This is a genomic window from Streptomyces sp. NPDC041191 (genome assembly GCF_055591945.1).
Genome location: NZ_JBVIZC010000013.1, coordinates 176,039 through 201,616, shown reverse-complemented (window position 1 = coordinate 201,616; position 25,578 = coordinate 176,039). Strand labels below are relative to the sequence as shown.

Here is a 25,578-nt window from a genome sequence, read left to right as displayed (position 1 = left end):
CCCGTCGCGTGCCGGGCCGTGCCCGGACCGGCCGGAGCCCCGCCGGTCCGGCCGGTTCAGCCGTCCTTCCCGGAGGACGCGGCGGGTTCGCGGCCGGGGGCCGGGTCCGCCGGGACGCGGCTGAGCGCACCGGGCCACCACGCCTTCGGACCGAGGTCCCGGACCAGCGCGGGCACCAGGAGCGAACGGACCACCAGGGTGTCGAGCAGGACGCCGAAGGCGACGATGAACGCGATCTGCGCGAGGAACGCCAGCGGGATCACGCCGAGCGCGGCGAAGGTCGCCGCGAGCACCACGCCCGCCGAGGTGATCACGCCGCCGGTGGCGGTCAGGCCGATGCGGACGCCCTCGCGCACCCCGTGGCGCAGCGACTCCTCACGGACCCGGGACATCAGGAAGATGTTGTAGTCCACGCCCAGCGCGACCAGGAAGACGAAACCGTACAGCGGGACGGAGGAGTCCGTTCCGGTGAAGCCGAGGACGTGCTCGAAGACGAGCGCCGAGACACCCAGGGTGGCGGCGAAGTTGAGCGCCACCGTGGCGACGAGGAGCAGCGGCAGCACCAGGGAGCGCAGCAGCGCCACCAGGATGACCAGGATGATCGCCAGGACCACCGGAACGATGAGGGCGCGGTCCCGGGCGGCGGTGCGCTGGGTGTCGTACTGCTGCGCCGTCGAACCGCCCACCAGGGCGTCCGCCCCGGGGACCGCGTGCACGGCGGTACGGAGGCGGGCGAGCGTCTCCCGGGCCGCGTCGCTGTCGGCCGCGTCGGCCAGGGTGGCGTCGATCCGGACCCGGCCGCCGGCCACGAGCGGCTCGCCGGGGGCCGGGCGGCCCGACGCGTCCACCGGGAACGCCGAGTCGACGCCCTCGACGTCCTTCGCGGCGGCGGTCACGCGGGAGGCCGCTCCGGCGTCGGCGATGATCACGGCGGGGTTGCCGGCGCCGCCGGGGAAGTGACGGCCCAGGGTCTCCTGCGCGGCGACGGACGGCGCGTCGTTCACGAAGATCTCGTCGAAGGGCACGCCCCGGGAGTTCAGCGTGGGCGCGAAGGCGGCGCAGGCCAGGAGCCCGACGAGGGTGACCGCCCACACCTTGCGGGGAGCGCGGTCCACCACGGCGGCGATCCGGGTCCAGAGGGCGTGGCCGCCCCCGAGCCTCCTCCCGGTGGTGCCGGTGGGGGCGTCGGGACCCGTGTCCGCGCCTGCGGGGAGGGTCTTCGGGCGGGCCGGCCAGTACGCGGCGCGGCCCGTGAGGACCAGGGCCGCCGGGAGGAAGGTGAGCGCGCCGAGGACCGCGCAGACGATGCCGATGGCGCCGACGGGGCCGAGCGCCCGGTTGTTGGACAGGTCGCTCGCGAGCAGGGCGACGAGCGCCAGGGCGACGGTCGCGGCGCTCGCGACGATCGGTTCGACGGAGCGGCGCAGGGCCTTGCGCATCGCGGCGAACCGGTCGGCGCCGGGGACGGCGAGCTCCTCCCGGTAGCGGGCGGCGAGGAGCAGCGCGTAGTCGGTCGCGGCGCCGATCACCAGGATCGAGAGGATGCCCTGCACCTGTCCGTCCACCCTGACCAGATCGGCGTCGGCGAGCACGTACACGATCGCGCAGGCCAGGCCGAGGGCGAACACCGCGCCCAGGATGATCATCAGGGGCAGCAGGACGCTGCGGTAGACGACGAGCAGGATCAGCAGGACCGCCGCCAGGGCGACGCCGAGCAGGAGCCCGTCGATGCCGGAGAAGGCGTCGGAGAGGTCGGCCTGGGTGGCGGCGGGGCCCGCGAGCCACACGGTCGTTCCCGGGACCGGGGCCGCCGCTTTCCGCACCGTGTCGAGCGCGTCCGGCAGGGCGTCGCCGAGGTCGGGCCGGAGGGGGACGACGGCCCGCAGCGCCTTTCCGTCCTCGGACGCCAGGGCGGGGGAGGACGGTCCGGCGATCCCCGGGCGGCCGGCGAGCGCGGCGAGGGCCCGCGTGGCGTCGGTGGCCGAGCCGGGGGTCAGGGTCCCGCCGTCCTTCGCGGTCCACACCACGATCGCGGGCACGGACTCGGACGCGGAGGTGCGGAACGCCTTCTGCTCCTCGGCGACCCGGGTCGACTCGGCGCTGCGCGGCAGGAAGGCCGCACGGTCGTTGGTGGAGACCTCGCCGAGCCGGCCGGCGAACGGCCCGAGCCCGCCGCCCACGGCGAGCCAGACGACCAGAAGGGCCAGGGGCAGCAGGAAGCGGGTCCGGCGGAGGGCGCGGGGCATCGGGTCTCCGAACTGTTACTCGGCCATGAAGTATCTCAATGATTGAGAGAAGTATGCACGGCCCCGGTGCGGGGCTCACGGACGCCTACCCGGAACGGGCGGTCGCACCCCGGGCGGGACCTCTCGACGGTGCCTTCGGGGGAAGGGGGCCGCGCGGACGCACCGGTCCGGCGGTTCCGCCGCCCGACGGTTCCGGTGACCGAGTGACCGGGTGATCGGCTGATCGGATGACCGGGTGGTCCGGTGGCCGGTCGGCCCGGTGGCCGGTCGGCCCGGCGGTTCCGCCGCGGGTCCTCCCGGCTTCCTCAGCGGCGCGGTACGCGCAGGGCGCCCAGCTCGTCGTTCAGGACGTTCAGGAAGCGCAGGACCACCGCGAGCTCGTCGGCGTCGAACCCCTCCCGCGCCCGGGCGGTCGCCTCCGCGAGGGGCAGGAAGTACCGCCGGGCCGCCGCCCTCGCGCCGTCCTCGTACCGCACGTGCACCACGCGGCGGTCGGAGCTCTCCCGGGTCCTGCGGATGTGCCCGGCCTTCTCCAGCCTGTCCAGGCAGGCCGTCACCGCGCCGGAGGTGAGCCCGAGATGCTTCCGGAGCCGCCCCGGCGTCAGCGGTTCGGGGCTGTCCAGGACGACGGCCAGCGCCTGCACGTCCGTGGGGTGGAGCCCCTGCGCCTGGGCGAAGCCGTGGACGAGACGGTTGATCTCGCCCTGCGTCCGCCGCAGCGCGACGGCGAAGCCGTGCAGGTCGGCGACGGTGCTCTGCGGAGCGGCGGAAACGTCTCGGTCTTCTTCGCGGGCCACGCGTTCAGCCTATAGACCACCCTCTCGCGCATCCGTCCGGGCCGGGACGGGGGAAGAATCGGCGTGGCGCCCGCTTCCCGCGGACGCCGCGGCGAGCCCGCCCCCGGGACGGAACGGAGCACCCCACCATGGCGACGCATCCCAGGGCCACGCCCGGTCCGGACCCCGGTCCGACAGCCGGCCGTGCCCCGGCCCTCTGCCTCGTGACCGGCGCCGGGGGCTACATCGGCGGCCGGCTCGTTCCCGAACTGCTCGACGCGGGCCACCGCGTGCGCTGCCTCGCCCGCACCCCCGCCAACCTCCGGGACCTTCCCTGGGCGGACCGGGTCGAGATCGTCCGGGGCGACGTCACCGACGCCACGACCCTGCGGCCCGCCTTCGAAGGCGTGGAGGTGGCCTACTACCTCGTGCACTCCCTCGGGTCCGGCCGGGACTTCGAGGAGACCGACCGGCACGCGGCCCGCACCTTCGCCGAGGAGGCCCGCGCCGCCGGCGTCCGCCGCATCGTCTACCTGGGCGGCCTCACGCCGAGGGACGTACCCGAGCACGCGCTCTCCCCGCACCTGCGCTCGCGGGCCGAGGTCGGCCGGATCCTGCTCGCCTCCGGCGTCCCCACGGCCGTGCTGCGGGCCGCCGTCGTCATCGGTTCCGGGTCCGCCTCCTTCGAGATGCTCCGCTACCTCACCGAACGCCTCCCCGTGATGCTGACGCCCAGCTGGGTCAGGACCCATGTGCAGCCCATCGCCGTGCGCGACGTGCTGCGGTACCTCGTCGGCAGCGCGGGCCTGCCGGCGGACGTCAACCGCGCCTTCGACATCGGCGGGCCGGACGTCCTCACCTACCGGGACATGATGATCCGGTACGCGAGGGTGGCCGGTCTGCCCCGGCGCCTCATCGTGTCCGTGCCGATGCTCACCCCCCGCCTGTCCAGCCACTGGATCGGCCTCGTCACGCCCGTGCCCGCCGCCCTGGCCCGGCCGCTCGCGGAGTCGCTGCGGTACGAGGTGGTCTGCGCCGAGCACGACATCGCGGAGTACGTCCCGGGCCCGCCGGGCACCCCGATCTCCTTCGACCAGGCCCTCGACCTCGCCCTGCGGCGCGTCCAGGAGGCCGGGGTCACCACGCGCTGGTCCTCCGCCTCCTTCCCCGGAGCCCCCAGCGACCCCCTGCCCACCGACCCCGACTGGGCCGGCGGCAGCCTCTACACCGACGAACGCGAACGGACCGTCGAGGCCGCCCCGGACACCCTCTGGAAGGTCATCGAGGGCATCGGCGGGGAGAACGGCTGGTACTCCTTCCCGTTGGCCTGGGCCGTACGGGGCTGGCTCGACCGGCTCGTCGGCGGAGTGGGACTGCGCCGGGGCCGCCGCGACGCCCAGCGGCTCCGGGTCGGCGACGCGCTCGACTTCTGGCGGGTGGAGGAGATCGAGCACGGGAAACTGCTCCGGCTGCGCGCCGAGATGCGGCTCCCCGGCCTCGCCTGGCTGGAGATGCGCTCCGAACGCGACGAGGAGGGCCGCACCCGCTACCGCCAGCGCGCCCTGTTCCACCCGCGCGGTCTCGCCGGGCAGCTCTACTGGTGGAGCGTGGCACCGTTCCACGCCGTCGTCTTCGGCGGCATGGCGCGGAACATCGCCCGTACGGCGGAGCGCACCGCAGGCGGCGCGTCCGTGCCGCCGCGCGCCGGAGGCGTGCCGGCGCACACCGGAAACGCGCCGGGCGCCGCCGACCCGCCGCGTCCGTGAGCACGTCCGCGCCCCGGTCGTACGGCACGTCCGCGCGCCGACGGGGCGGCGCGTTCCCACTCCGACGGGGCGGCACGTCCCCGCCCCGGCCGCACTGCGCATCCGCGCACCGGCCGGACGGGGAAGACAGGCGGCACACCCGTACGACCGCCCCAGCCCGCCGCGTGCCCGGCCCCGCGTGGGGCCGCCCGGCGGTCGAGCTCCAGGAACAGGCGCCATGACCGTCTCCGTCGTCCTCTTCACCTCCGACCTCCGTTTGCACGACCACCCGCCGCTGCGGGCCGCCGTGGACGAGGCGGACGAGACCGTCCCGCTGTTCGTCCGCGACCCCGCCGTCGACCGGGCCGGGTTCGCCGCTCCCAACCGGCTCGCCTTCCTCGCCGACTGCCTGACCGACCTCGACGCCGGGCTGCGCGAACGCGGCGGCCGGCTCGTGGTGCGCCGCGGCGACACCACGGCCGAAGTGTGCGCGGTGGTACGGCGGTCCGACGCCGACGAGGTCCACATGGCGGCGGACCACTCGGCCTTCGCCCGGGCCCGGGAGGCACGGCTGCGGCACGCCCTGGAGGCGGACGGACGCCGGCTCTACGTGCACGACGCCGTGACCACCGTCGTGCCGCCCGGCGAGGTCACCCCGCAGGGCTCCAACCACTTCGCGGTCTTCACCCCGTACTTCCGGCGCTGGTCCGGCGAACCGCTCCGGTCGCCCCTGGCGGCCCCCCGGACGGTACGGGTGCCCGCCGGCCTCCGCTCCGGGGAGCCGCCGTCGCGCGCCTCCGTCGCGGGCGTGTCCGAGGGCCTGGCGAGGGGCGGGGAGACCGAGGGGCGGCGCAGGCTCGGAGCCTGGCTCTCCCGGCACGCCGACGCCTACGGGACCGGCCACGACGACCTCGCCGGCGACACGACCTCGCGCCTCTCCCCGTACCTCCACTTCGGCGCCGTCTCCGCCACCGAGGCCGTCCACCGGGCCCGGCGCCGGGGCGGTCCGGGCGCCGAGGCGTTCGTACGGCAGCTGTGCTGGCGGGACTTCCACCGCCAGATGCTCGCCGCGCGGCCCCGGGCGGCCACCGAGGACTACCGGCCCCGGCAGGACCGCTGGCGGCGCGGCGAGGAGGCCGAGGCGGACCTGAGGGCCTGGAAGGAGGGCCGGACCGGCTACCCCGTGGTGGACGCGGCCATGCGCCAGCTCGCCCACGAGGGCTGGACGCACAACCGGGGCCGGCTGCTCGCCGCCTCCTTCCTCGCCAAGACGCTCTACCTCGACTGGCGGGAGGGCGCCCGGCACTTCCTCGACCTCCTGGTGGACGGGGACGTCGCCAACAACCAGCTCAACTGGCAGTGGGTGGCGGGGACGGGAGCCGACACCCGGCCCCACCGGGTCCTCAACCCCGTCCTCCAGGGCAAGCGGTACGACCCCGACGGCGTCTACGTCCGCCGCTGGGTCCCGGAACTCGCCGGACTGCCCGGCGCGGCGGCCCACGAGCCCTGGAAGCCGAAGCACCGTGACCGGGTCGCGTACGACTACCCCGCGCCGCTCGTGGACCTCGCCGAAGCCGCCGCCCGCTTCCGGCGCGCGCGGGGCCGGGAGTGAGGGACCGGAAACAGGGGCGTGGAGGGCCGGGACCGGGGTGCGGGGAGGAGAACGGCGGCGGTTCGCACGGCCGTTCCTCCTTCACGCGTGCGATACGACGCACAAACGACGCGAGTTGATCCACTTCGCCGGTCGGCCGGACGCTGAGGGGGCCGGGAGCACGGAGCCCCGGGAGGAGGAGGTCCGCCATGCCCGCAGCCCGCACCGCCGCCGGTCGCCCCGTGTCCGGGGGCACGAGCACCCCCGCCTCCGGGGGCACGAGCCCCTCCGCCCCCGTCTCCCCGGACGGCCCCCCTTCCCCGGGGGCGGGAGCGGGGACCGCCGCCCCTCCCGGCGGAGAAGCCACGCCCGTCCTCCCCTCGGACAGGGAGATCGGCCTCGGGCTCGCCCGGGGCGACGAACACTGCCTCGCCCTCGCCCACCACCGCTGGGCCCGGCTCGTGCACGTCCTGGCCTCCCGGGCCCTGGGCGATCCGCGCGAGGCCGAGGACATCACCCAGCAGGTCTTCCTCGCGGCCTGGCGGGGCCGCGCCGGCTACCACCCCGAGCGCGGTTCCGTACCCGCCTGGCTCGTCGGCATCACCCGGCGGAAGATCGCCGACGCCCTCGGCGCCCGCACCCGCAGGCTCGACCTCGTCGCCGCGGCCGGTGCGGCCCTGCCGGTGTCCGACGGCGTCCGGGAGGGCCCCGAACACGTCCTCGACCGGCTCGTGGTCACCCGCGAACTCGCGCGCCTGCCGCGCGTCCAGCGCGACGTCCTGACCCTCGCCTTCTTCGCGGACCTGACACAGACGCAGATCGCCCGCCTCACCGGCATGCCCCTCGGCACGGTCAAGAGCCACGCGCGCCGGGGCCTGCTGCGGATGCGCCACAGCCTCGCCGTCGCCGGGACCACCGCCGCCTGAACCCGGACCCTTCGGACACTCCGCACCCCCGGCGCCCCGGCCCCGGCACCCGGACCGCCCGGACCCGGGTCCCGGGCCGCGCCCGGCTCCGGTCCCCGAAGCGCCCCCGGGCCCCGCCGCCCGGCGGGCCCGTACCCGACGGCCGGTGGGACCTGGCAGACTGCGGCCCTCACGGTCGCCTCCCCTCGTCATGAGCGGACCGCTCATCCCGGGAAGCGGCAACGACTCCTGGAGGTCCCCATGGCGCAGCGACCCGGACACGCGGCCCACGAGGCCCGCACGAACGGGTGCTCCCCGCCGCCGTCGCGCCGCCGCGCGAGCGGAACGGCCGCGCGGTGAACGGCTGTCGCACCCCGCGCGCCGAGGCCGCGACCCTCCTCGCCCGCAGCGCCCCCGCCACCCCCACGGCGGCCGTCCTGCTGCTCCACGGGGGCCGCGAGGACGGCCCCGAGCCGCCGCCCGCCCTCAACCTCCCCGCGCTGCGCATGCGTCCCTTCGCCACCGCCGTGACCCGCGCCGTGCGGGGCCGGGCCGTGCTGGTCGCCGAGGTCCGCTACCGCCACCGGGGCTGGAACGGCGCGCGCGCCGACGCCGCCAGGGACGCCGAGGTCGCCCTGGCCGGCCTCCGGGAGTGGATCGGCCCCGTGCCCGTCGTGCTCGTCGGCCACTCCATGGGCGGGCGCGCCGCGCTCCGTGCCGCGGGCGACCCCGCCGTACGCGGAGTCGTCGCCCTCGCGCCCTGGTGCCCGTCCGGCGAACCCGTCGACCACCTCGGCGGCCGGCGCCTCTACCTGCTCCACGACGAGACCGACCGCGTCACCTCCGCCCGGGAGTCCTGGGACTTCGTCCGCAGGGCCAGGGCGGCGGGCGCCGACGCCGTGGGCATCCCGATGCCGCTCGGCGGGCACGCCATGCTCCGGGGGGCCGGTCTCTGGCACCGCCGCGCGGCCGAACTCGCGGCGGCGCTGCTCTCGCACGGCTGAGGACCGCCCCGGTGCCGGGGCGCCGCCCGCGCGTCACGCCGGGGAGGGGGCCCGCGTCCCCGCGGGGTGGCGGGAGAGCGCGTCGAGCGCTTCCCGCAGGCCGCCCGGCCGCAGCATCCCCGGCTCCACGGCGCGGCCCGCCCAGCCGGGGCCGGCGAGGAGGACCAGGGGGTGCGTCCGCGCCCCCTTCACGCCGAACGAGCTGCCGGCGACGTGCCGGGCGAGGGCGTGGTGCGCGGTGGAACGCGCCTGCGACCAGAGCACGACGGCGGCCGGGCCCGTGCGCCGTACGGCGGCGTCGAGTGCTTCGGCGGGGACGGCCGCGCCGAACATCCGGTGCGGCAGCCCGCGTTCGGCGAGTCCCGCGGCCAGTGCCTCCAGCGGGAGGGTGTGCTGCTCGCCGGGGACGCAGGCCAGGAGCACCGGCGGTACGGAGGCGACGGGCCCCGGTCCGGCGGGCGCGACCCGCCGGAGCGCGGTCGACACGTGCCAGGACAGCAGGTGCTCCACCTCGACGTAACGGTCCCCGGACGACTCCCACTTGCGCCCCACCGCGTGCAGGGTGGGGGCCATCACCTCCTCCCAGGCGGTGACGAGCCCGTGGTCCGCGACGGCGTCCCGCAGCAGGGCGTCGAGCGCCGGACCGTCCAGCCGGACGGCGGCCCTGGCCAGCCCCCGGCACTCCCGCCGCACGGCGCCGAGCGGCAACCCGTTCCCGGAGCCGGGCCGGCGGACCCGTTCCGCTCCGGGAAGCGGCTCGGCCCGGACGTCCGGCTCTGCATGGGGACGGGGGAGGGGCGCCCCGGACCCGCCGGACCCGCCGGACCGCCCGGTCCCCGTCCTGGCCGCCCGCGCGGTCCGGGCCGCCTCGGCCGGCGGGGCTCCCGAAGCCGTCAGCCGGCACATCTCCTCCAGCATCGCGACGTCCTCCGGCGTCCAGCGCCGGTGCCTCCCGTCCTCGCGGGCGGCGGGGCCGATCCCGTACCGCCGGTCCCACGAGCGCAGGGTGGTCGGCGACACCCCCAGGCGCCGTGCCACCGTTCCGGTCGTGATCCCGTACGCCACCGTGTCGGTCATGCGATCAGGTTACGACGCACAAACGGTGCGAGCGGATCTCAGACGGCGGATCCGGGAAGTCCGGCGGCCAGGGCGGCCGCACAGGCGTCCCGGGTCGCCCGGTGCACGGCGCGGGCCAGCCGCGCGCCCCAGAGCGAACGCGGCCCCGCGAACGGCTCGGCCCCGCTCCCGACCGCCGAGGGGGCGGCCACGCAGACGGCGTCCGTCGGGGTGCCGGAGGCGTCGGCGCCCAGGTCAACCAGGGCCTGGGTCTTCGCCTCGGTGGCGGTGATCACCGCGTTCACGAGGGCGGCGTCCGTGAGCGGCACGGGCAGCGACACGATGATGTTGATGGTCCCGGGGCGCGGGACCGCGACCCCGCCGGTCCCCGGCGCGGCGGCCCAGCCGCGCACCCCGATCCCGGCCGTGACCACGGCGTGCGCGCCGCCGTCCTCCGCGTGGCACCGGTCCGCGACCGGGGCCGCCGTCATGAGGCCCACGCCCGCGCCCGACAGGCCCGCGCCCGCCGCCAGTTCACGGAGGTGGGCGACCGGGTCGAGCCGGTCGTAACCGGGCGGGACCTGGGCGTTGAGCACCCACTCCCGCTCACCGATCCCCCCGCCGAGCACCGCGCTCGACACCATCCGCACCCCGGGCCCGGGGGCCCAGACGAGCAGGGGCCACTCCCGGCCCCGTTCCACGTGGCCGAGCAGGGCGGCGTCGGCGACCGAGGGGCGGGCGGGAAGGGCCGAGGGGCGGGCGGGAGGGGCCGGGGGGAGCACGCCCCACCTTAACGCGGGGCTCTTTCCCACTCGAACGGGTGAACAGCCGTCCGGACCTTCCGGAGCGGCCCCCGGCCCGCGTCGCCCCGTCGTCCGCGTCGGCGGGCCCGGGGAAGAAGTCCGCCGGCCGCCGGGACGCTGGGCCGGCCGGGTGAGCCGACGCCCGGGACGGCCGCGCGCATCCACGGACGGACGGGGCAAAGAAGAGGAATCGGGAACCCATACGCCGGGTACCCGGCTCTCCGCAGGCCGGGGAGGCGCACCAGGCCCGTGTCGCGCGCCGTCCCCCGGGCCGTACCCGAAGGAACGAGGAGCACACGTGGCCCAGGAGAAATCGGCTCAGGCCGCGCCCCAGCAGCGGGAGGAGGGGGACCCGAACCGGTGGAAGGCGCTCGCCGTCTGTCTCGTGGCGGGGTTCATGACCCTGCTCGACGTGTCGATCGTGAACGTCGCGCTGCCCTCCATCCGCACCGGACTCGACACCCCCGAGTCGGACCTGCAGTGGGTGCTCTCCGGGTACGCGCTCGCCTTCGGGCTCCTCCTCATCCCGGCCGGACGGCTGGGCGACGCGCGCGGCAGGCGCAGCGTCTTCATGGCGGGACTCGCGCTGTTCACGCTGGCCTCGGCCTCCTGCGGAGCGGCGCAGACGAGCCTGTGGCTGGTGATCTCGCGGCTGGTGCAGGGGATGGCGGGCGGGCTCCTCTCCCCCCAGATCTCCGCCCTCATCCAGCAGATGTTCCAGGGCCGCGAGCGCGGCAGGGCCTTCGGCATGTTCGGCACCGTCGTCGGCATCTCCACGGCGGTCGGCCCCCTCCTCGGCGGGCTGCTGATCCAGACGGCGGGCGCCGAGGAGGGCTGGCGCTGGGTCTTCTACGTCAACCTCCCGATCGGGATCGTGTGCCTGTTCCTCGCCCGGCGGCTGCTGCCCGACACGCCGGACGCCAAGCCGGTGCGCCTGCGCCGCCTCGACCCGGTCGGCGTCCTGCTCCTCGGGGCCGCCGTGCTCGCCCTGCTGCTGCCCTTCGTCCAGTCGCAGCAGTGGCACGGGAACGCGAAGTACCTGCTCGTCCTCGTCGCCGCCGCGCTGCTCGCGGTCTTCGCCGGGTGGGAACGCCGCTGCGCGCGGGCGGGCGCCGAACCCCTCGTCGACCTGGAACTCCTCCGCGTCCGGTCCTACTGGCTCGGCTCCCTGCTGATCCTGCTGTACTTCGCCGGCTTCACCTCGATCTTCTTCGTCAGCACGCTCTACCTCCAGAGCGGACTGCACTACACCGCGCTCCAGGCCGGACTCGCCATCACCCCCTTCGCCGTGGGATCGGGCGTCTCGGCCGGGATCGGCGGCCGGCTCGTGGACCGCTTCGGCCGGCCGCTCGTGGTCCTCGGCCTGACGATGGTGGCGCTCGGCCTCGCCGGGACGGCGTTCGCGGTGCACCAGGTGCCCGGCAGGGGCGCGGGCTGGGCGATGCTGGCCCCGCTGCTGCTCGCGGGGCTCGGCAGCGGCCTGGTGATCGCCCCGAACCAGACCCTCACCCTCTCCGAGGTGCCGGTACGCCGCGCGGGCAGCGCGGGCGGCACCCTGCAGACCGGCCAGCGGGTCGGTTCGGCGATCGGCATCGCCGCGGTCGGCTCGGTCTTCTTCGCCCAGGTCACCGAGGAGGGCTGGGCCACCGCCTACGACCACGGCCTCCTCGTCTCGATCGCCTTCGTCGTGGCCGCGCTCGTGGTCGCCGTCGCCGACGTGGTGGCGGGACGGCGGTCCGCCGCGCGCGGCTGAGCCGGACGGCCGGGGCGGGGCCGCCGTGTCGTCGCGGAAGCCCGGCGGCAGCGCGCGGCCAGGTCGCGGGGGCGGGTGCCGTGCCGGTTCGCCCGGGAGACGCCGTACTCCTTCGGCCACCGCGACGGCACCTCCGGGACGGGCACGCGCCGGCCGCCGCCTTTCCCGCTCCTCCTCCCCGGTGCCGCTCCACCGCCCCGTTCCCCGAAGTTGCCAGGACGGCAAGGACGATCGCGCCGGACGGGTGCCCCACCGCATGATCGGTGGGCAGCCGCGTCCATCCGCGAACCGAGGAGAAGCCCATGCGACCCGAGCCGACCGCCGGACTCCGCCACCGCACCGTCGAGTCCCCGGCCGGACGCCTGCACCTGGTCGAGCAGGGCACCGGCCCGCTGGTCCTGCTCGTGCACGGCTTCCCCGAGTCCTGGTACTCCTGGCGCCACCAGCTCCCGGCCCTCGCCGCGGCCGGCCACCGGGCGGTGGCGATCGACGTGCGCGGCTACGGCCGCTCCTCCAGGCCGGAGGCGACCGACGCCTACCGGATGCTCGACCTGGTGGAGGACAACCTCGCCGTCGTGCGCGCCCTCGGCGAGGAGAGCGCGGTGGTCGTCGGCCACGACTGGGGCTCCAGCATCGCCGCCGCCTCCGCCCTGCTCCACCCCGGGGTCTTCCGCGCCGTCGGCCTGCTGAGCGTCCCCTACGCGCCGCCCGGCGGCCCGCGTCCCACCGGCGTCTTCGACCGGATCGGCGGCCCCGAGCAGGAGTTCTACGTGTCCTACTTCCAGGAGCCCGGTCGCGCCGAGGCGGAGATCGAGCCCGACGTCCGGGGCTGGCTCGCGGGCTTCTACGCGGCCCTGTCCGCCGACACCATGCCCGCCCCGCACGAGCCCGACCCCCACTTCGTCACCCGCGGCGGCCGGCTGCGCGACCGCTTCCCCGCGGGCGTCCTCCCGGGCTGGCTGGGCGAGGACGATCTCGACGTCTACGCCGGGGAGTTCGAGCGCACGGGGATCACCGGAGCACTCAACCGCTACCGCGCCGTGGACCGCGACTGGGAAGACCTCGCCCCGTACCGCGGGGCCCCGATCGAGCAGCCGTCCCTGTTCGTCGGCGGCGCCCTGGACGCCTCCACCACCTGGATGTCCGACGCCATCGACGCCTACCCCACCACCCTTCCCGGCCTGTCGGCCTCCCACCTCCTGGACGGCTGCGGCCACTGGATCCAGCAGGAGCGCCCCGACGAGGTCAACCGCCTGCTGACCGACTGGCTCGCCACCCTCCGGGGCTGAGGCGGGCGGGCCCGGCGCGGTGCCGCGGCGGCCGTGCGGAGTACGGCGCGCGGGCCGGCCGGGGAGGGAGAACCGTACGGACCCGTCGGCCGCGCCGGGGAGCCCGCCCACGGCGGGTCCGGAAGGTGCGGGAGCAAGGGGCGGGAGCGCCAAATCGCTGTGACCATCCACGGGTTGGCCCCCGCCGGTGCCCGTCCACGAGCCCGTTAGGGTGGCCCGGTGACCGACACGAGCGTGGACAGAGCGAACCGTTTCCGGGCCGAGGCGGCTTCCGGGGGGCTGCCCCCGGAGGAGGTGGAGGAATGGATACGCGGCGCCCTGCCGGCGGTGTACGTCGCGGAGGGCGGCGAGGGCCCCCTCGTGGCCCGGATCGGCGGTGACCCCCTGCTGCCGCACGGCGTGCCGAAGCCGTCCGACCCCTTCGTGGCCTCCGTCGACCTCGCGGCCCTCCCGCCGGACGCGACCGGCCTCCCGCTGCCCGCCGACGGCCACCTGCTCCTCTTCTCCGGCGTCGACGTGCACAGCGTCGGGGGACAGGTGTCCGACGCGGTGCTGTACGTCCCCGCGGGCACCCCGACGGCGCCGGACCCTCTCGCGCACACCCGGCGCGAGCCGTACCGCCCCCGTGAACTGCGGACGGTCTGGTACCAGCCGAGCGCGCGGATGCCGGAGAGTTTCGCTCTCGACAGGTGGGGCGACTTCCCCGAGGACGAGCAGTTCGAACTCGCCGACGAACTCGGCGACGCCTGGGCGCGCGGGGGCGGCCACCGCCCTCCCTGGACCCTGCAGATCGGCGGCCACCCGGTCTCGCCCCAGAACGACCCCGTCCACTACGCCCGTGGTCCCGGGGAGACCGGCCCTGCCGGGCAGGACGGCGCGGCCCCCGGGGAGGGCTTCGGCGACTGGACCCTCCTGGCCACCTGGAGGTGCGGCGACGACGTCACGGAACTGGACTCCGGCGTCGCCCACTGGGTGATCCGCCGCCGGGACCTGGCGGCCCGGCGTTTCGACCGGGTCCACCGCTACGTCGAAATGGCCTGACCGGGCGGGGCGGGAACGGCCGGCCCCCCGGGGCAGTCCTCGCCGTCGAGGAACGCGAAGGCGGGCCATGACGAGAGCGAAGGCGGGTGCGTCACCGGCCTGCCCGGCGGTGAGCACGAAGACCAGCGGTCGGCAGTCGGCATCGGAGGCCGGGTGGATCTTCGTCGTCAGCCCGCCGCGGGACCGGCCGATGTCGTGGTCTGCCGGTTCGCCGGCGGAGGCCCCTTTTGACGGGCCCCAACCGCGTGTTGGTGTGCGCGCACGATGGTGGAGTCCACTGAGACAGCCCAGTTGAGGTCGGCGTCGGCGTCGGCCTGGGCGACCAGCGCGGTGAACACCCGCTCCCACGTGCCGTCGGTGGCGCACATCCGCAGCCGGTTGCAGACGCCTCGCCAGTCACCGTACTTCTCCGGGAGGTGGATCCACGGCGATCCCGTCCGGATCTTCCAGGCGATCGCGTCGATCACTTCTCGGTGATCCCGCCACCGGCCACCCCGCCGTGGTGTCCGATCCGGAAGTAACGGCTCGATTCGCGCCCACTGCGCGGCAGCCAACGGCACACGAAGAACAACGACGGGCGGGGCTGGTTGGAACGGCGGTTCCCGTCGCCGCTCGAAGGGGCGGTGCCAGTGGCCGGTTGCCATTTCCCGCAGGCGGCCGATTCCTGGGGAACTGTCCGGCCGCCAGCCGTCACGCCGAGTCAGGCCGCCAGGGGCGAGCGGGCAGGAGTCGCCCGTCCGACTCCCAGCGCGCTGCCGACAAGAAGGCCCACGCCGTGGTTGTTGGCGAGGAGGCAAAGGACAAGACCTGCGGCGGGGATGAGGAGCGCCACCCGCCGCAGGGCGACGACGCTGCCGCGCGCCGCGTACCAAGTGGCGAGCGCGCCCACGAGGCCGCAGATCGCCACGGAGTCCCCGCCTCCTTGGAGGCTCCAGCCGGCCATGCTCACCGCCTGCGCCGTCACGCCGCTTGTCGTAAAGACCAGCAACGTCCGCCAGGAGCCGAACTGCCGCTCGGCGAGCGGAGCGACAACCGCGAGCGCGGCCAGGTTGAACAGGAGTTGGAACCAGCCCGATGACTGCACCGTCAAAGCGGTCACGGCTCGCCACCACGCACCATGAGGGTGTCGTTCGAGCGCATCGATCATGGAGGGGGCGGCCGTCTGGGCCACGCCGAGCACCACCATGGTGGCCACCAGCCCCGCGGCGGCTCTCGGGACAGGCTGCCGCCACGCCCGCAGCAAGGCCAGGGGAGGATGCATCTCCTCGCAGCCCTCCGTGGCGAGCGTCGCCAGGAGTTGGAGGCCCGACACGATCACGACCACCGCGCACCCATAGAGCAACACACTGTGCATGTTCATGATCGAACCCTGTCAGATGGTGAGCCTGGCCGGGTGCGGTCGGCGACACAAGCCGGGCACGGAGGAGGAGACGATTCGGCGGTCGCGGCCGAGGGGACGGCCGTCAACGGACACTCCCTTCAGTGCGGGTTGGGCAGGTTCTCCACTGCCGCACGCGGATACCGCTCCTGCCCAGCTGCATCGGCACACCAGCGCATGTTTCGGTGTGTGCATCGACGCCGTCATCGAGCGGGTACGAACCCACTGTCAGCTGCCGCCCCTGGACAGCGCCCGTTGTCCCTGACCGGTGCTGCTGGTGGTCGCCGGGCGCTTCGAGCGGACGCCGGGCGGGGAGACGGCGGCACGGTCGGCGGGTACGGCGGCGAAGGAAGCCGTCGGCGGACGCAGTTGATGCCGGAGGCGGGCCGCCTCGATCCGGGCGGCCCGCCCCCGCACTCAGCGCCGCAGCGCCGCGACGCTGCTCGTCACGGCCGCGACCAGCTGCCGGTTCTCGGCGGCGCCCCCGCCCCCGCCGTACGCGAACCGCCGCCGCGTGTAGCTGTACGCGATCCCGCTGTCCGGGTCGGCGAGGGCCTGTGCACCGACCGCCCCGCTGTGGCCGAAGGCCCGGGTGCCCAGGCCCGGATAGCGCTGGTGCTGGGCCTCGAATCCGAGCAGGAAGTGCCCCTCCTCTCCGGTGACCAGGTCCACCCCCGGCGTGTGCGGGGTGGTGAACTCCGCGAGCGTGCCGGCGGTGAGCAGCGGCGGGCGCCCGTCCACCGGCGAGATCGCGGCGGCGTAGAGCTTGGCGAGGCCGCGCGCGGTGCCGACGCTGCCGGATGACGCCGGCCCCTGTGCCCGTACGGACCGGATGCCGGCGAAGTCCGCCAGGTCGGTGGGCGGGTCGGCGTGCAGGTTGAAGGCGATGCCGGTGAGCGAGTCCGGCGCCGGGGCCCGCGCGTCCGCCTGCGCCTGCTGCTCGGGCGGCAGCGGCTGTACGGACAGGTGGCGCGGCTCCTCGGCCTCCGGCAGCCCGAGGTAGAAGTCCAGCCCGTACGGCTCCCGCAACCGCTCGTCGTACAGCCGCTGCAGGCTCTTGCCCGTGACCCGCCGCGCCACCTCACCGATGAGGGCGCCGATGGTGAAGGCGTGGTAGCCGTACCCCTCCTCCGGTGTCCAGTACGGGCGCGCCTCCGCGAGGCGTTCGGCGAGCCGCTGGTCGTCGGCGAGCTCCGCGGTACTGAAGCCCTCCGGGACGCCGATCAGGCCGGCCCGGTGCGAGAGGAGCTCGCGGATGGTGAACCCGCCCTTGCCCTCGGCGGCGAACTCGGGCCAGTAGCGCGCGACCTGCCGGTCCAGCTCCAGCGCGCCGTCCTGCACCAGCAGCGCGGCCAGCAGATGGGCGGCGCCTTTGCCGGACGAGTACAGCGCGAGCAGCGAGTCCCCGGTCACCCCGGGCCCCGTCCAGAGATCGACGACGTCCCGCCCGTGCAGCCGCACGGACAGTTGCGCGCTCAGCCCGGGCTCACCGGCCGCGACGGCGCCGAAGGCGTCCCGTACCGCGCTGAACTCCTCGGCCGCGGTGCCGTGCACCACTGTCGTGCCTGTTGTCGTGATGGTCATCGTCAGGCCCCCGCCGGCTGCCGGTCCGCGGCCTTGGCCACCAGGGCGCCGAGCAGGTCGGACAGCAGCTCGCGGGTGACGGGGTCGGCCAGCCGGCCGGACCCGTCGAAGCGTTCGTGCGAGCGGAAGACCATGACCTCGGGCTTGACGACCGGATCCGAGTTGGTCCACACGAACACCTGCCGCAGCGCCAGCTGGGCCCGTACAGAGCCGAAGGCCGACGGGGACGCGCCGACGATGGCGACCGGCTTGCGGTGCAGCGGCAGGCCCTCGGTGCCGGTCCAGTCGGTGCTGACCCAGTCGACGGCGTTCTTCAGCACGCCGGGTATCGAGTAGTTGAACTCGGGGGTTGCGATCAGCAGGGCATCCGCGGCGGTGATCCGCTCGCGCAGCTCGCGGACGGCGGCGGGGCGCGCGTCCGGGGTGTCCAGGTCCATGTCGTACGGGGGGATGGCGCGCAGCCCGCCGTAGATGTCGACGGCGACACCCTCGGGAGCGAGCTCGGCGGCGGCGCGCAGCAGCGCTGTGTTGTGGGAGCCGGTGCGCAGACTTCCGGAGAGGGCAAGGACGTTGAGGTGATTCACGGCAGGCTGCTCCGTCGGGTCGGTGTCACTCGAACAGAACTGGACTGTACGGCACAGTCCAGTTGTACTCAAGGGTCCACTTCGGCTGCTAGGCTGACTCCGATGAACGAACGCACCCACCCCTCCGGCGACCGCGCCGCCCGCAAACGCGCGGCGATCATCGGCGCCGCGCGCGCACAATTCCTCGAGCACGGCTTCGCTGCCGGCGTCGATCAGATCGCCGCTCAGGCGGGCGTGTCGAAGATGACGGTGTACAACCACTTCGGCAGCAAAGAGGACCTCTTCGCCGACGTGATCGGCGACGCGCTGGAGCAGGCGCTGGGCACCACCGCCGAGGAGATGAGCCGGCAACTGGAGGCCGACGACGGCATCCGCGAGGTCCTGATCGCCACCGCCCGCGGCTGGGTGCAGGGCATCGCCCAGGACGACGTCCTGCGGCTGCGCACCCTGATCGCCGCGGAGACCCGCCGCTTCCCCAGCCTGGGACGCGCCTGGCGCGAACAGGGCCCGGAACGCTTCGCGGAGCCCCTCGGCACCGCGCTGCACGCCACGCCGGAGCTGGAGATCCCCGACCTGGAGGTCGCGATCATCCAGTTCTACGCCCTCGTGCTGTACCCGCACGTCGTCCACAGCACATACGGCGACCGCCTGTCACCGGACCTGACGGAGCGGCTGATCGAGCGGGGCGTGGACATGTTCCTGTCGTACTACCGGGCGGGTTAGGGCCTTTCTCCCGGATCTTGCCGGGACCCGCGCCGCACGGCACGCACCCTCGCTGTACGCCGCTCCCGGACGGGTGGTGCTCCCGCAGGACCGGGGACAGCCCACGCCGAGGCCACGCACCCGTCGTCGCTTCTACGCCACAGTCAGGTCCTACGCCCAGCGGCGCCCGGCACCCGACACCACCCCGTGCCGGCCAACAAGATCCCGAAGAGCGGGAAGGGCGTTGCCGGGTCTTCAAGGGCGTTACCGGATCTTCGCGGACCCGGCACTTCTGCCTGGTGTTCGGGCGCCACGGGGTGCCACACACTGATCCAAACGACAGGCCCTAGCGGAGCAGCAGGTCGCGGATCGCCCCCGTGATCTCGTCGGGCGCCTCCTCGGCCATGAAGTGCCCCGCCCCGGTCAGCCGGTGGTCCAGGTCCGGCGCCCACGCGCGCCAGAGCGCGGCGGCGTCGTAGCCCAGCCGCGCGCCCCAGTCCTGCTGGACGACCGTCACGGGCATGGCCAGCTGGGAACCGGCGTCCAGGTCCGCCTGGTCGTGGGCCGGGTCGATGCCCGCCGAGGCCCGGTAGTCCGCGACGATCGACGGCACGGCCGCGGCGCTCGCCCGCAGGTACGCGGCCCGGACCGGTTCCGGCACGGCCGCCGGGTCCCCGGCCCAGGCGTCGAGGAAGGAGCCGAAGAAGGCGTCCGCGCTGTTGGCGATCATCGTCTCCGGCAGACCCGGCGGCTGCGCCATGAGGAACAGGTGGTAGCCGACCGCCGCCGGGACACCGTGCAGGACGTTCCACATGTCCAGGGTCGGCACGACATCGAGGATGCCCAGGTGGGTGAGGGTCTCGGGATGGTCGAGTCCGGCCCGGAAGGCGACCAGGGCGCCCCGGTCGTGGCCGACCAGGGCGAAGCGCTCGTGACCGAGCGCCGCCGCCAGGGCGACGACGTCGGCGGCCATGGCGCGCTTGGAGTACACCTCGGGGCCGGTGGCCGCCGGCTTGTCGCTGGCGCCGTAGCCGCGCAGGTCGGGACAGATCACCGTGTGCTCGCCGGCGAGCCGCTCGGCGACGTGCCGCCACATCAGGTGGGTCTGCGGAAAGCCGTGCAGCAGCACGACCGGGCTGCCGCCGCCGCCGACGGCGGCGGCCAGTTCCACCCCGTCGGCGCCGGGCAGGCGGACGTGGTCGAAACCGGGGATGGCGAGCGTCATGGAAGGCCCTTTCCTGGGGTCGGAGGACCGGCGGGAGCCGCGGTCCGGGAGCTGACGGGGTCAGCGTGGCCGACGGCGATCAGCAGCCGATCAGCACGCTTCGACGCGGGCGGCCCGCGGAACGGAGGATGGAGGGCATGCGAATCGACGTACTCGGTGCCGTGCGGGCCCTCCACGACGACGGCACCCCGGTCGACCTGGGCGGACCCCGCCACCGTGAGGTGCTCGCCCGGCTCGTCGCCGCCGGGGGACGGATGGTCGCCACCGACACCCTCGTGGACGACCTGTGGGCCGAGCCGCCGGCGCGCGCCGTGGGCGCGTTGCGCACGTTCGTCGCCGCGCTGCGCCGTGCCGTCGAACCCGAGCGGCCGCCCCGCACGCCGCCGCGCGTCCTCGTCACGGAAGGCCCCGGCTACGCGCTGCGCCTGCCGCGTGAGGACGTGGACGTCCACCGGTTCGAGGACGCCCTGGCCCGCGCCCGGCGTACCCCCGAGGCGCCGGCCGGCCTCGACGCGGCCCTCGCGTCCTGGCGCGGCCCCGCCTACGCCGACGTGACCGGCTCCGCGTGGGCCCGGCGCGAACAGGCCCGGCTGGAGGAGCTGAGGCTGGAGGGGGTGGAACTGCGCGCCCGCCTCCTCCTCGACTCCGGTTCGGGAGCCGAGCTGGTCGCCGAGCTGGGCGCCCACGTCACCGAACACCCCTGGCGCGAGCCGGCCTGGGAACTGCTGGCCCGCGCACTGCACCGGGCGGGCCGCCGGGCGGACGCGCTGGCCACCCTGCGCCGCGCCCGCACGATGCTCGCGGACCAGCTCGGGCTCGATCCGGGAGCCGGCCTCCGGCGCCTGGAGACGGACATCCTCCGCGGAGCCACGACACTCCAGCACGCGCGCACCGTCTGGACCGCGGGCGTACGACTCGGCCCCCGCACCACCGTGGAACTGGCGCGCACCCTGGCCCTGGCGGGGGGCGACGCCCTCGTCCACTCGCGGAGCGACCGTCTCGCCGCCGTCCGGGCGGCGGAGCGCACCGGGGACGCCGCCCTGACCGCCCGCGTCATCGGCGCCTACGACGTGCCCGCCCTCTGGAGCCGTGCCGACGACCCCGAGCAGTCCCGCGCCGTCGTCGCGGCGGCCGAGCGTACGCTCACCGCGCTCGGCGCGGACGGCCCCGCCGAACTGCGTGCCCGCCTGCTGGCCGCCGTCGCGGTCGAGAGCCGCAGCGCCGGTCTGTCCGCCGCCGAACGGAGGCGCGCCGAACAGGCGGCGCGCGAGGCCGCGGCGCTGGCCCGGGAGCTGGGCGATCCCGCCCTGCTGGTGTTCGCCCTCAACGGCGTGTTCCTCCAGTCCTTCACCCGGCCCGGACTCGCGGCGGCACGGGACGCGATCGGCTCCGAGATCCTCGCCCTGGCCACCCGGCACGAGCTGCCGGACTTCGTCGTGCTCGGCCGTCTCATCCGCCTGCAATCCGCTTCCGCCGCCGGTGACCTGGACGCCGCGACCGCGCACGCCGGGGCCGCCGAACGGCTCGCCGTCAGCACCGAGGCGTCCCTCGTCCCCGTCCTCACCGGCTGGTTCCGGGCGCGGGCCACGGCCGCCCGCAGTACCGAACCGGGCGGGCCGTCCGCCGCCACGGCCGCGGCGCACTACCGCGCCGCCGAGGACGCCCTCGCCGGGACAGGGGGCATGCCGGGGCTGCACCGGGGCCTGTTCGCCCTCGCCCTCCTGGGCCTTCGCCTGCTGCACGACCGTCCCGCGCCCACCGGTCCCGCCCTCGACTGGGGCCCGTACCACCCCTGGGCGCGGCCCCTGGTGCTGCTCGCCCGAGACCGGGTGGAGGAGGCCCGCGCCGCCCTGATCGCGGCGCCCGAACCGCCCCTCGACCACATGCAGGAGGCCCTCTGGTGCCTGACCGCCCACACCGCCGCCCGTCTCGGTGAGCGCCCGGTCGCCGCCCGCGCGGCGACGGCCCTGCGCCCCGCCCGGGCCGAACACGCGGGCGGGGCGAGCGGGCTGCTGACGCTGGGGCCGGTGGCGCGGTATCTGGCGGAGGCGGAGGCGTGCGCCGGCGAGGGGTGACCGGCGTCGTCCACGACCCCGTTCCCCCACCCCTCCACCCGCTCACCCCCTCGGCCGGGCAACACGGCTTCCGGCCCGGCCGGCGCTCTCGCGGACCGTCTCGCACGGCTCCGTTCGCGGGAAGTCCGGCCGGGACGGTGAAGCCGCCCGCGCCGCCCGGCCCGGTGCGCAGACGGCCGCCCGGGGCGGGTCGGGGCCGCGGTGGAGCGGCTGGTCGAAGCCGGTGCCACCGTGCTGGAGATCAAGGACGAGCCCGCCGTGGGGCTGTACGCCGTGGCCGTGCGGGACCCGGAAGGCAACGAGTTCGACGTGGTCTGAGGGCCGTTGCGGTGGTGCCGGTCGCCACCGTCCGTCCACGGCTGCGACCGGCACGGCCGCCTCGTACCGGGCGGCGATCTCGCCGTAGCACGTAGCACGTAGCACGTAGCACGTAGCACGCAGCACGCAGCACGCGGCGGCGGCGCGGACCGGCCCGGGAGAGGCCGCGGACCTCGCGGCACGGCATCCCGGGCCCCACCGTCAACAGGAAGGGCCCCTCCGCCCGCGGTCCACGAGGTCCGCGGCCGGGCGGCCGGGCGTCGGCACAGCGGTCACTCGCGTGCGCCCGTCGGCTCCGTCGCCCCGCGGCGCAGGGAGAGCGCGGCCGGAACGACCGCCGAGCCCACGGCGAGCACCGCGCAGGCGCCCAGAACCCCCGCGAGCGTTCCCCAGGGGATCTCGATCGACGTCCGCACCGAGAGCAGGCCCAGCGCTCTCCACATGCCCACCAGGTTGAGCCCGGCGACCAGCGCTCCCAGCAGTCCGCCGACCACGACCACCGTCAGCGCCTCGGCGCTCACCAGCCGGAGCACCTGCCCTCTGGTGGCGCCGGCCAGCCGCAGCACGGCAAGCTCGCGGACGCGGTCGGAGGTCGCCATGAGCATCGTGTTGGCCAGCGAGATACCGGTGTAGAGGAGGGCGATCCCGAGGACCAGGAAGAAGCCCGTCCGGGTCGTCCGGCCGGTCTCGGGGTACGCCGCCCGCACCCAGGCGTCCCCGGTGAGGACCTCCCCGCCCGAGGCCCGCACCGCCCGACGCAGATCGGCGGCCACGGTGCCCGCGTCGCCACCGTTCGCGACGCGTACGTCGACCCGGTCGACGGGCGCCGCGAGGGCGTTGCGCGGGGTGACGTAGACGCCGTTGTCGCCGGTGCCGACGGTCATGACCGCGGCGATCTCCAGCGACTTCCTCGTGCCGTCACCGAGCCACACGTCCACCCGCTCGCCCACGGTGTGCTTCTCCCACTCTCCGTTGACGATGATCGAGTCGTCGTCCAGGTCGCGCACCGTCCCCGCCGCGAGCGGGAGACGCGCCGTTGCCGCCAGCGGTCCCGGCTCGACGGCCCTCGCGTCGGACCTGATGAGCGCCACGCCGTCCTCCAGGACGTACACGGCGCTCGACGAGCTCGGCGAGATGTCGGCACCGGACACGGCCCGAAGCCGCCGCAGCGTCGCCCTGTCGAAACCGGCGTCGCCCGGGGGAGTGACCACGAAGTCGGCGGCCGTCCGCTCGCGCACCTCGTCGGCCTTCGCCCCGTCGAGGGTGGCGGTGGCGCCGAGCAGCGAGCCCGCCAGCGCGACCGTGACCAGCACGGGCGCCGCGACGGCGGCGGTGCGGCGGACCCCGGCGGCGGCGTTCTCCCGCACCAGCATCCCCCCGGCGCCCGGCAGTTGGGCCGGCAGCCAGGCGATCGCCCGGGTCAGCGGCCGCACCAGCACCGGCGCGAGCAGCGCGACCGCGGTGATCAGCAGCATCGGGCGGCTCACATAGGTCTTGCGCCGCAGCAGGTCGCCCGGGTCCGTCACCAGCGCCAGGGCCGGCGTCACCGCGGCGGTGATCAGCAGGGCGGCGCAGAACAGCCAACGGACCCGGGTCATCGGGCGGGTGTCGACCGACGCCTCGCGCAGTGCCTCGGTGGGACCGGTGCGCCCGGCCCGCCAGGACGCGGTCAGCACGCCGCAGAGGGCCATGAACAGGCCCGTCCAGAACGCCATGTGGTACGGCCAGGTGTAGTCGCCGATGGTGAACCAGCGGGGCGCGAGGCCCTCGCCGACCGCCCACCCGGCGAGTTCGGGCGCTCCGCGGGAACCGAGCGCACAGCCGGCGGCCGAGGCGAGCACGCCGACCGCGAGCGCCTCGTACACGACCATGCGGCGGATCTGTCCCGGGGTCGCCCCGGCGGTGCGCAGCAGTCCGAACTCGCGGCGTCGCTGGGCCACCGCGAACGCGAAGGTGGAGGCCACCACGAACACCGACACGAACCCGGTGACGCCGCCGGCCGTGCCGAACATGGCGTTCATCGCGGTGAGGGCCTTGACGTCCCGGTCGGGGTCGGCGTCGGCGTACCGGCGCGCGTCCCCGGTGAGGACCCGGACGCCCTCGCTGCCGCGTACCGCCTCGCGCACGGCCGCCGCGTCGGCGTCGACCACCAGCTGGAGGCTGCGCGGCGACAGTTCGGCGGCGCGGGTGCCGGTGTAGAACACGGCGTTCTCGAAGCCGAGCCCGGCCACGGTGCCGACGACGCGCACCGTGCCGCCGTCGGTCCGCAGCCGGGTGCCCGGGCGGGCCCAGTCACCGCTGACGACGACCTCGTCCGCGGCCCGGGGCGCGCGTCCCGCGTCGAGGTGGTACGGCGCGAAGGCCGCCGTGGACCAGGGGTGGCCCACCAGATCGGGGGGCCCGCCCCCGGCCCGCACGGCGAACGACCGGTCCTCGACGACGGTCCCGAGGGCCCGCAGCTTCGCGACGACGTCGCCGGGCACGGCTCGCGGCTGCGCGAGCTTCTGGGTGCGGTCGCCGATCGGGGTGGACACCTCCAGGGTGTCCCGGCCCTTGACGACGACCGGCGCGGCGGCGAACCGCTCGGGTCCCCGGTCGGGAGCGTCCAGCGAGGACGCCAGGGCCAGCCCCATCACGGCGATCAGGGCCACGCCCAGGGAGAGGGCGACGAAACTGCCGACGAAGGTGACCCAGCGCGTGCGCAGGGCAAGCAGCGTGGTGCTCAGCACGGCGCCACCTCGAGCTTGGCCATGCGCGCCGCGATGTCCTCGGCGGAGGCGGCGGTCAGCTCACCGTTGACCCGGCCGTCGACGAGGAAGACGACGCGGTCGGCGTAGGAGGCGGCGACGGGGTCGTGGCTGACCATGATGACCGTCCGGCCGTCCCGATCGACCATGCCGCGCAGCAGGGCCAGCACCTCGCGGCCGGTCCGCGAGTCGAGCGCGCCGGTCGGCTCGTCGCCGAAGAGCACGTCGGGGCGGGTGATCAGGGCGCGGGCCAGGGCGACCCGCTGTTGCTGGCCGCCGGACATCTCCGTCGGCCGGTGCCGGGCCCGGTCGCCGAGTCCGACCTGTTCGAGCACCTCGCGCACCTGTGCCCTCTTCGGGCGGCGGCCCGCCAGCCGCAGGGGCAGGGCCACGTTCTGCTCGGCGGTCAGCGAGGGCAGCAGGTTGAAGGCCTGGAACACGAAGCCGATGCGCCGGCGGCGCAGCAGGGTCAGCCTGGTCTCGCTCAGCGTGGTCAGTTCGGTGTCGCCCACGGTGACCGAGCCCGACGTGGGCCGGTCCAGGCCCGCGGCGCACTGCAGCAGGGTCGACTTGCCGGACCCGGACGGGCCCATCACGGCGGTGAAGGTCCCCCTCGGGAAGGCGAGCGACACCTCGTCGAGGGCGGTGACGGACGTACTGCCCGAGCCGTACCGCCGACTCACGGAGCACAATCGGATGGCGTCGTTGGTCATGTGTCCCCCACCAGTACTTTCCCCTGGGCGTCGTCGGTGCCTC

At 75.4% G+C, this 25,578-nt stretch carries 20 protein-coding genes and 1 pseudogene; 10 read left to right on the top strand and 11 right to left on the bottom strand.

What is annotated here, in order from left to right; all coding sequences use genetic code 11:
- Positions 1-56: 56 nt before the first annotated feature.
- Positions 57-2,246, bottom strand: coding sequence for an MMPL family transporter (locus tag ACZ6AQ_RS25480; protein WP_468762614.1), 2,190 nt, complete (start codon positions 2,244-2,246; stop codon positions 57-59).
- Positions 2,247-2,551: 305 nt separating this feature from the next.
- Positions 2,552-3,043, bottom strand: a complete 492-nt coding sequence (locus tag ACZ6AQ_RS25475) for a MarR family winged helix-turn-helix transcriptional regulator (protein WP_468762612.1) — start codon at positions 3,041-3,043, stop codon at positions 2,552-2,554.
- A 128-nt stretch (positions 3,044-3,171) separates the two neighbouring features.
- Between ACZ6AQ_RS25475 and ACZ6AQ_RS25470 the strand changes: the two genes are divergently transcribed.
- From ACZ6AQ_RS25470 to ACZ6AQ_RS25455, 4 genes are all read left to right on the top strand, one after another.
- On the top strand, positions 3,172-4,788 hold the full coding sequence (locus tag ACZ6AQ_RS25470) for an SDR family oxidoreductase (RefSeq protein ID WP_468762610.1): 1,617 nt from the start codon (positions 3,172-3,174) through the stop codon (positions 4,786-4,788).
- A gap of 217 nt (positions 4,789-5,005) precedes the next feature.
- On the top strand, positions 5,006-6,379 hold the full coding sequence (locus ACZ6AQ_RS25465) for a cryptochrome/photolyase family protein (RefSeq protein ID WP_468762608.1): 1,374 nt from the start codon (positions 5,006-5,008) through the stop codon (positions 6,377-6,379).
- 188 nt (positions 6,380-6,567) lie between these two features.
- The gene (locus ACZ6AQ_RS25460; RefSeq protein ID WP_468762605.1) at positions 6,568-7,284 is read left to right on the top strand and encodes a sigma-70 family RNA polymerase sigma factor; all 717 of its coding nucleotides are present in this window, start codon (positions 6,568-6,570) and stop codon (positions 7,282-7,284) included.
- A 287-nt stretch (positions 7,285-7,571) separates the two neighbouring features.
- On the top strand, positions 7,572-8,267 hold the full coding sequence (locus tag ACZ6AQ_RS25455) for an alpha/beta fold hydrolase (RefSeq protein ID WP_468762602.1): 696 nt from the start codon (positions 7,572-7,574) through the stop codon (positions 8,265-8,267).
- Between the two features lie 33 nt (positions 8,268-8,300).
- Here ACZ6AQ_RS25455 and ACZ6AQ_RS25450 read toward each other — a convergent pair whose 3' ends face one another.
- Both ACZ6AQ_RS25450 and ACZ6AQ_RS25445 read right to left on the bottom strand, forming a co-directional pair.
- On the bottom strand, positions 8,301-9,344 hold the full coding sequence (locus ACZ6AQ_RS25450; RefSeq protein ID WP_468762600.1) for a MerR family transcriptional regulator: 1,044 nt from the start codon (positions 9,342-9,344) through the stop codon (positions 8,301-8,303).
- A 38-nt stretch (positions 9,345-9,382) separates the two neighbouring features.
- The gene (locus tag ACZ6AQ_RS25445) at positions 9,383-10,105 is read right to left on the bottom strand and encodes an adenosylcobinamide amidohydrolase (RefSeq protein ID WP_468762598.1); all 723 of its coding nucleotides are present in this window, start codon (positions 10,103-10,105) and stop codon (positions 9,383-9,385) included.
- A gap of 319 nt (positions 10,106-10,424) precedes the next feature.
- Here ACZ6AQ_RS25445 and ACZ6AQ_RS25440 point away from each other — a divergent pair, with 319 nt between their 5' ends.
- From ACZ6AQ_RS25440 to ACZ6AQ_RS25430, 3 genes are all read left to right on the top strand, one after another.
- The gene (locus ACZ6AQ_RS25440; RefSeq protein ID WP_468762596.1) at positions 10,425-11,879 is read left to right on the top strand and encodes an MFS transporter; all 1,455 of its coding nucleotides are present in this window, start codon (positions 10,425-10,427) and stop codon (positions 11,877-11,879) included.
- Between the two features lie 302 nt (positions 11,880-12,181).
- A complete protein-coding gene (locus ACZ6AQ_RS25435) occupies positions 12,182-13,168 on the top strand; it encodes an alpha/beta fold hydrolase (protein ID WP_468762594.1) in 987 nt (328 codons plus the stop codon).
- 219 nt (positions 13,169-13,387) lie between these two features.
- Positions 13,388-14,209, top strand: coding sequence for a DUF1963 domain-containing protein (locus tag ACZ6AQ_RS25430; RefSeq protein ID WP_468762593.1), 822 nt, complete (start codon positions 13,388-13,390; stop codon positions 14,207-14,209).
- Positions 14,210-14,376: 167 nt separating this feature from the next.
- Here ACZ6AQ_RS25430 and ACZ6AQ_RS25425 read toward each other — a convergent pair whose 3' ends face one another.
- From ACZ6AQ_RS25425 to ACZ6AQ_RS25410, 4 genes are all read right to left on the bottom strand, one after another.
- Entirely contained in the window at positions 14,377-14,853 is a 477-nt protein-coding gene (locus ACZ6AQ_RS25425; RefSeq protein ID WP_468762591.1) for an IS5 family transposase, read from the bottom strand.
- 56 nt (positions 14,854-14,909) lie between these two features.
- A complete protein-coding gene (locus ACZ6AQ_RS25420; protein ID WP_468762589.1) occupies positions 14,910-15,569 on the bottom strand; it encodes a rhomboid family intramembrane serine protease in 660 nt (219 codons plus the stop codon).
- A 435-nt stretch (positions 15,570-16,004) separates the two neighbouring features.
- Positions 16,005-17,171, bottom strand: a complete 1,167-nt coding sequence (locus tag ACZ6AQ_RS25415) for a serine hydrolase domain-containing protein (protein ID WP_468762587.1) — start codon at positions 17,169-17,171, stop codon at positions 16,005-16,007.
- A 2-nt stretch (positions 17,172-17,173) separates the two neighbouring features.
- A complete protein-coding gene (locus ACZ6AQ_RS25410) occupies positions 17,174-17,755 on the bottom strand; it encodes an NADPH-dependent FMN reductase (protein WP_468762585.1) in 582 nt (193 codons plus the stop codon).
- A gap of 102 nt (positions 17,756-17,857) precedes the next feature.
- Between ACZ6AQ_RS25410 and ACZ6AQ_RS25405 the strand changes: the two genes are divergently transcribed.
- A complete protein-coding gene (locus tag ACZ6AQ_RS25405) occupies positions 17,858-18,478 on the top strand; it encodes a TetR/AcrR family transcriptional regulator (protein ID WP_468762583.1) in 621 nt (206 codons plus the stop codon).
- A gap of 325 nt (positions 18,479-18,803) precedes the next feature.
- Here the strand turns inward: ACZ6AQ_RS25405 and ACZ6AQ_RS25400 are convergent, their stop codons facing one another.
- Positions 18,804-19,682 (bottom strand): alpha/beta fold hydrolase, encoded by an 879-nt coding sequence (locus ACZ6AQ_RS25400; RefSeq protein ID WP_468762581.1) that lies wholly within the window; start codon positions 19,680-19,682, stop codon positions 18,804-18,806.
- Positions 19,683-19,819: 137 nt separating this feature from the next.
- Between ACZ6AQ_RS25400 and ACZ6AQ_RS25395 the strand changes: the two genes are divergently transcribed.
- Together ACZ6AQ_RS25395 and ACZ6AQ_RS25390 are read left to right on the top strand one after the other, a co-directional pair.
- A complete protein-coding gene (locus tag ACZ6AQ_RS25395) occupies positions 19,820-21,757 on the top strand; it encodes a BTAD domain-containing putative transcriptional regulator (protein ID WP_468762579.1) in 1,938 nt (645 codons plus the stop codon).
- 177 nt (positions 21,758-21,934) lie between these two features.
- Positions 21,935-22,075, top strand: a pseudogene (locus ACZ6AQ_RS25390) (VOC family protein); the annotation flags it as partial.
- Between the two features lie 272 nt (positions 22,076-22,347).
- Here ACZ6AQ_RS25390 and ACZ6AQ_RS25385 read toward each other — a convergent pair.
- Together ACZ6AQ_RS25385 and ACZ6AQ_RS25380 are read right to left on the bottom strand one after the other, a co-directional pair.
- Positions 22,348-24,804: an ABC transporter permease gene (locus ACZ6AQ_RS25385; RefSeq protein ID WP_468762577.1), complete on the bottom strand. Its 2,457-nt coding sequence runs from the start codon at positions 24,802-24,804 to the stop codon at positions 22,348-22,350.
- On the bottom strand, positions 24,798-25,535 hold the full coding sequence (locus ACZ6AQ_RS25380) for an ABC transporter ATP-binding protein (RefSeq protein ID WP_468762575.1): 738 nt from the start codon (positions 25,533-25,535) through the stop codon (positions 24,798-24,800). The genes ACZ6AQ_RS25385 and ACZ6AQ_RS25380 overlap by 7 nt, the downstream gene beginning before the upstream one ends.
- Between the last annotated feature and the right edge of the window lie 43 nt (positions 25,536-25,578).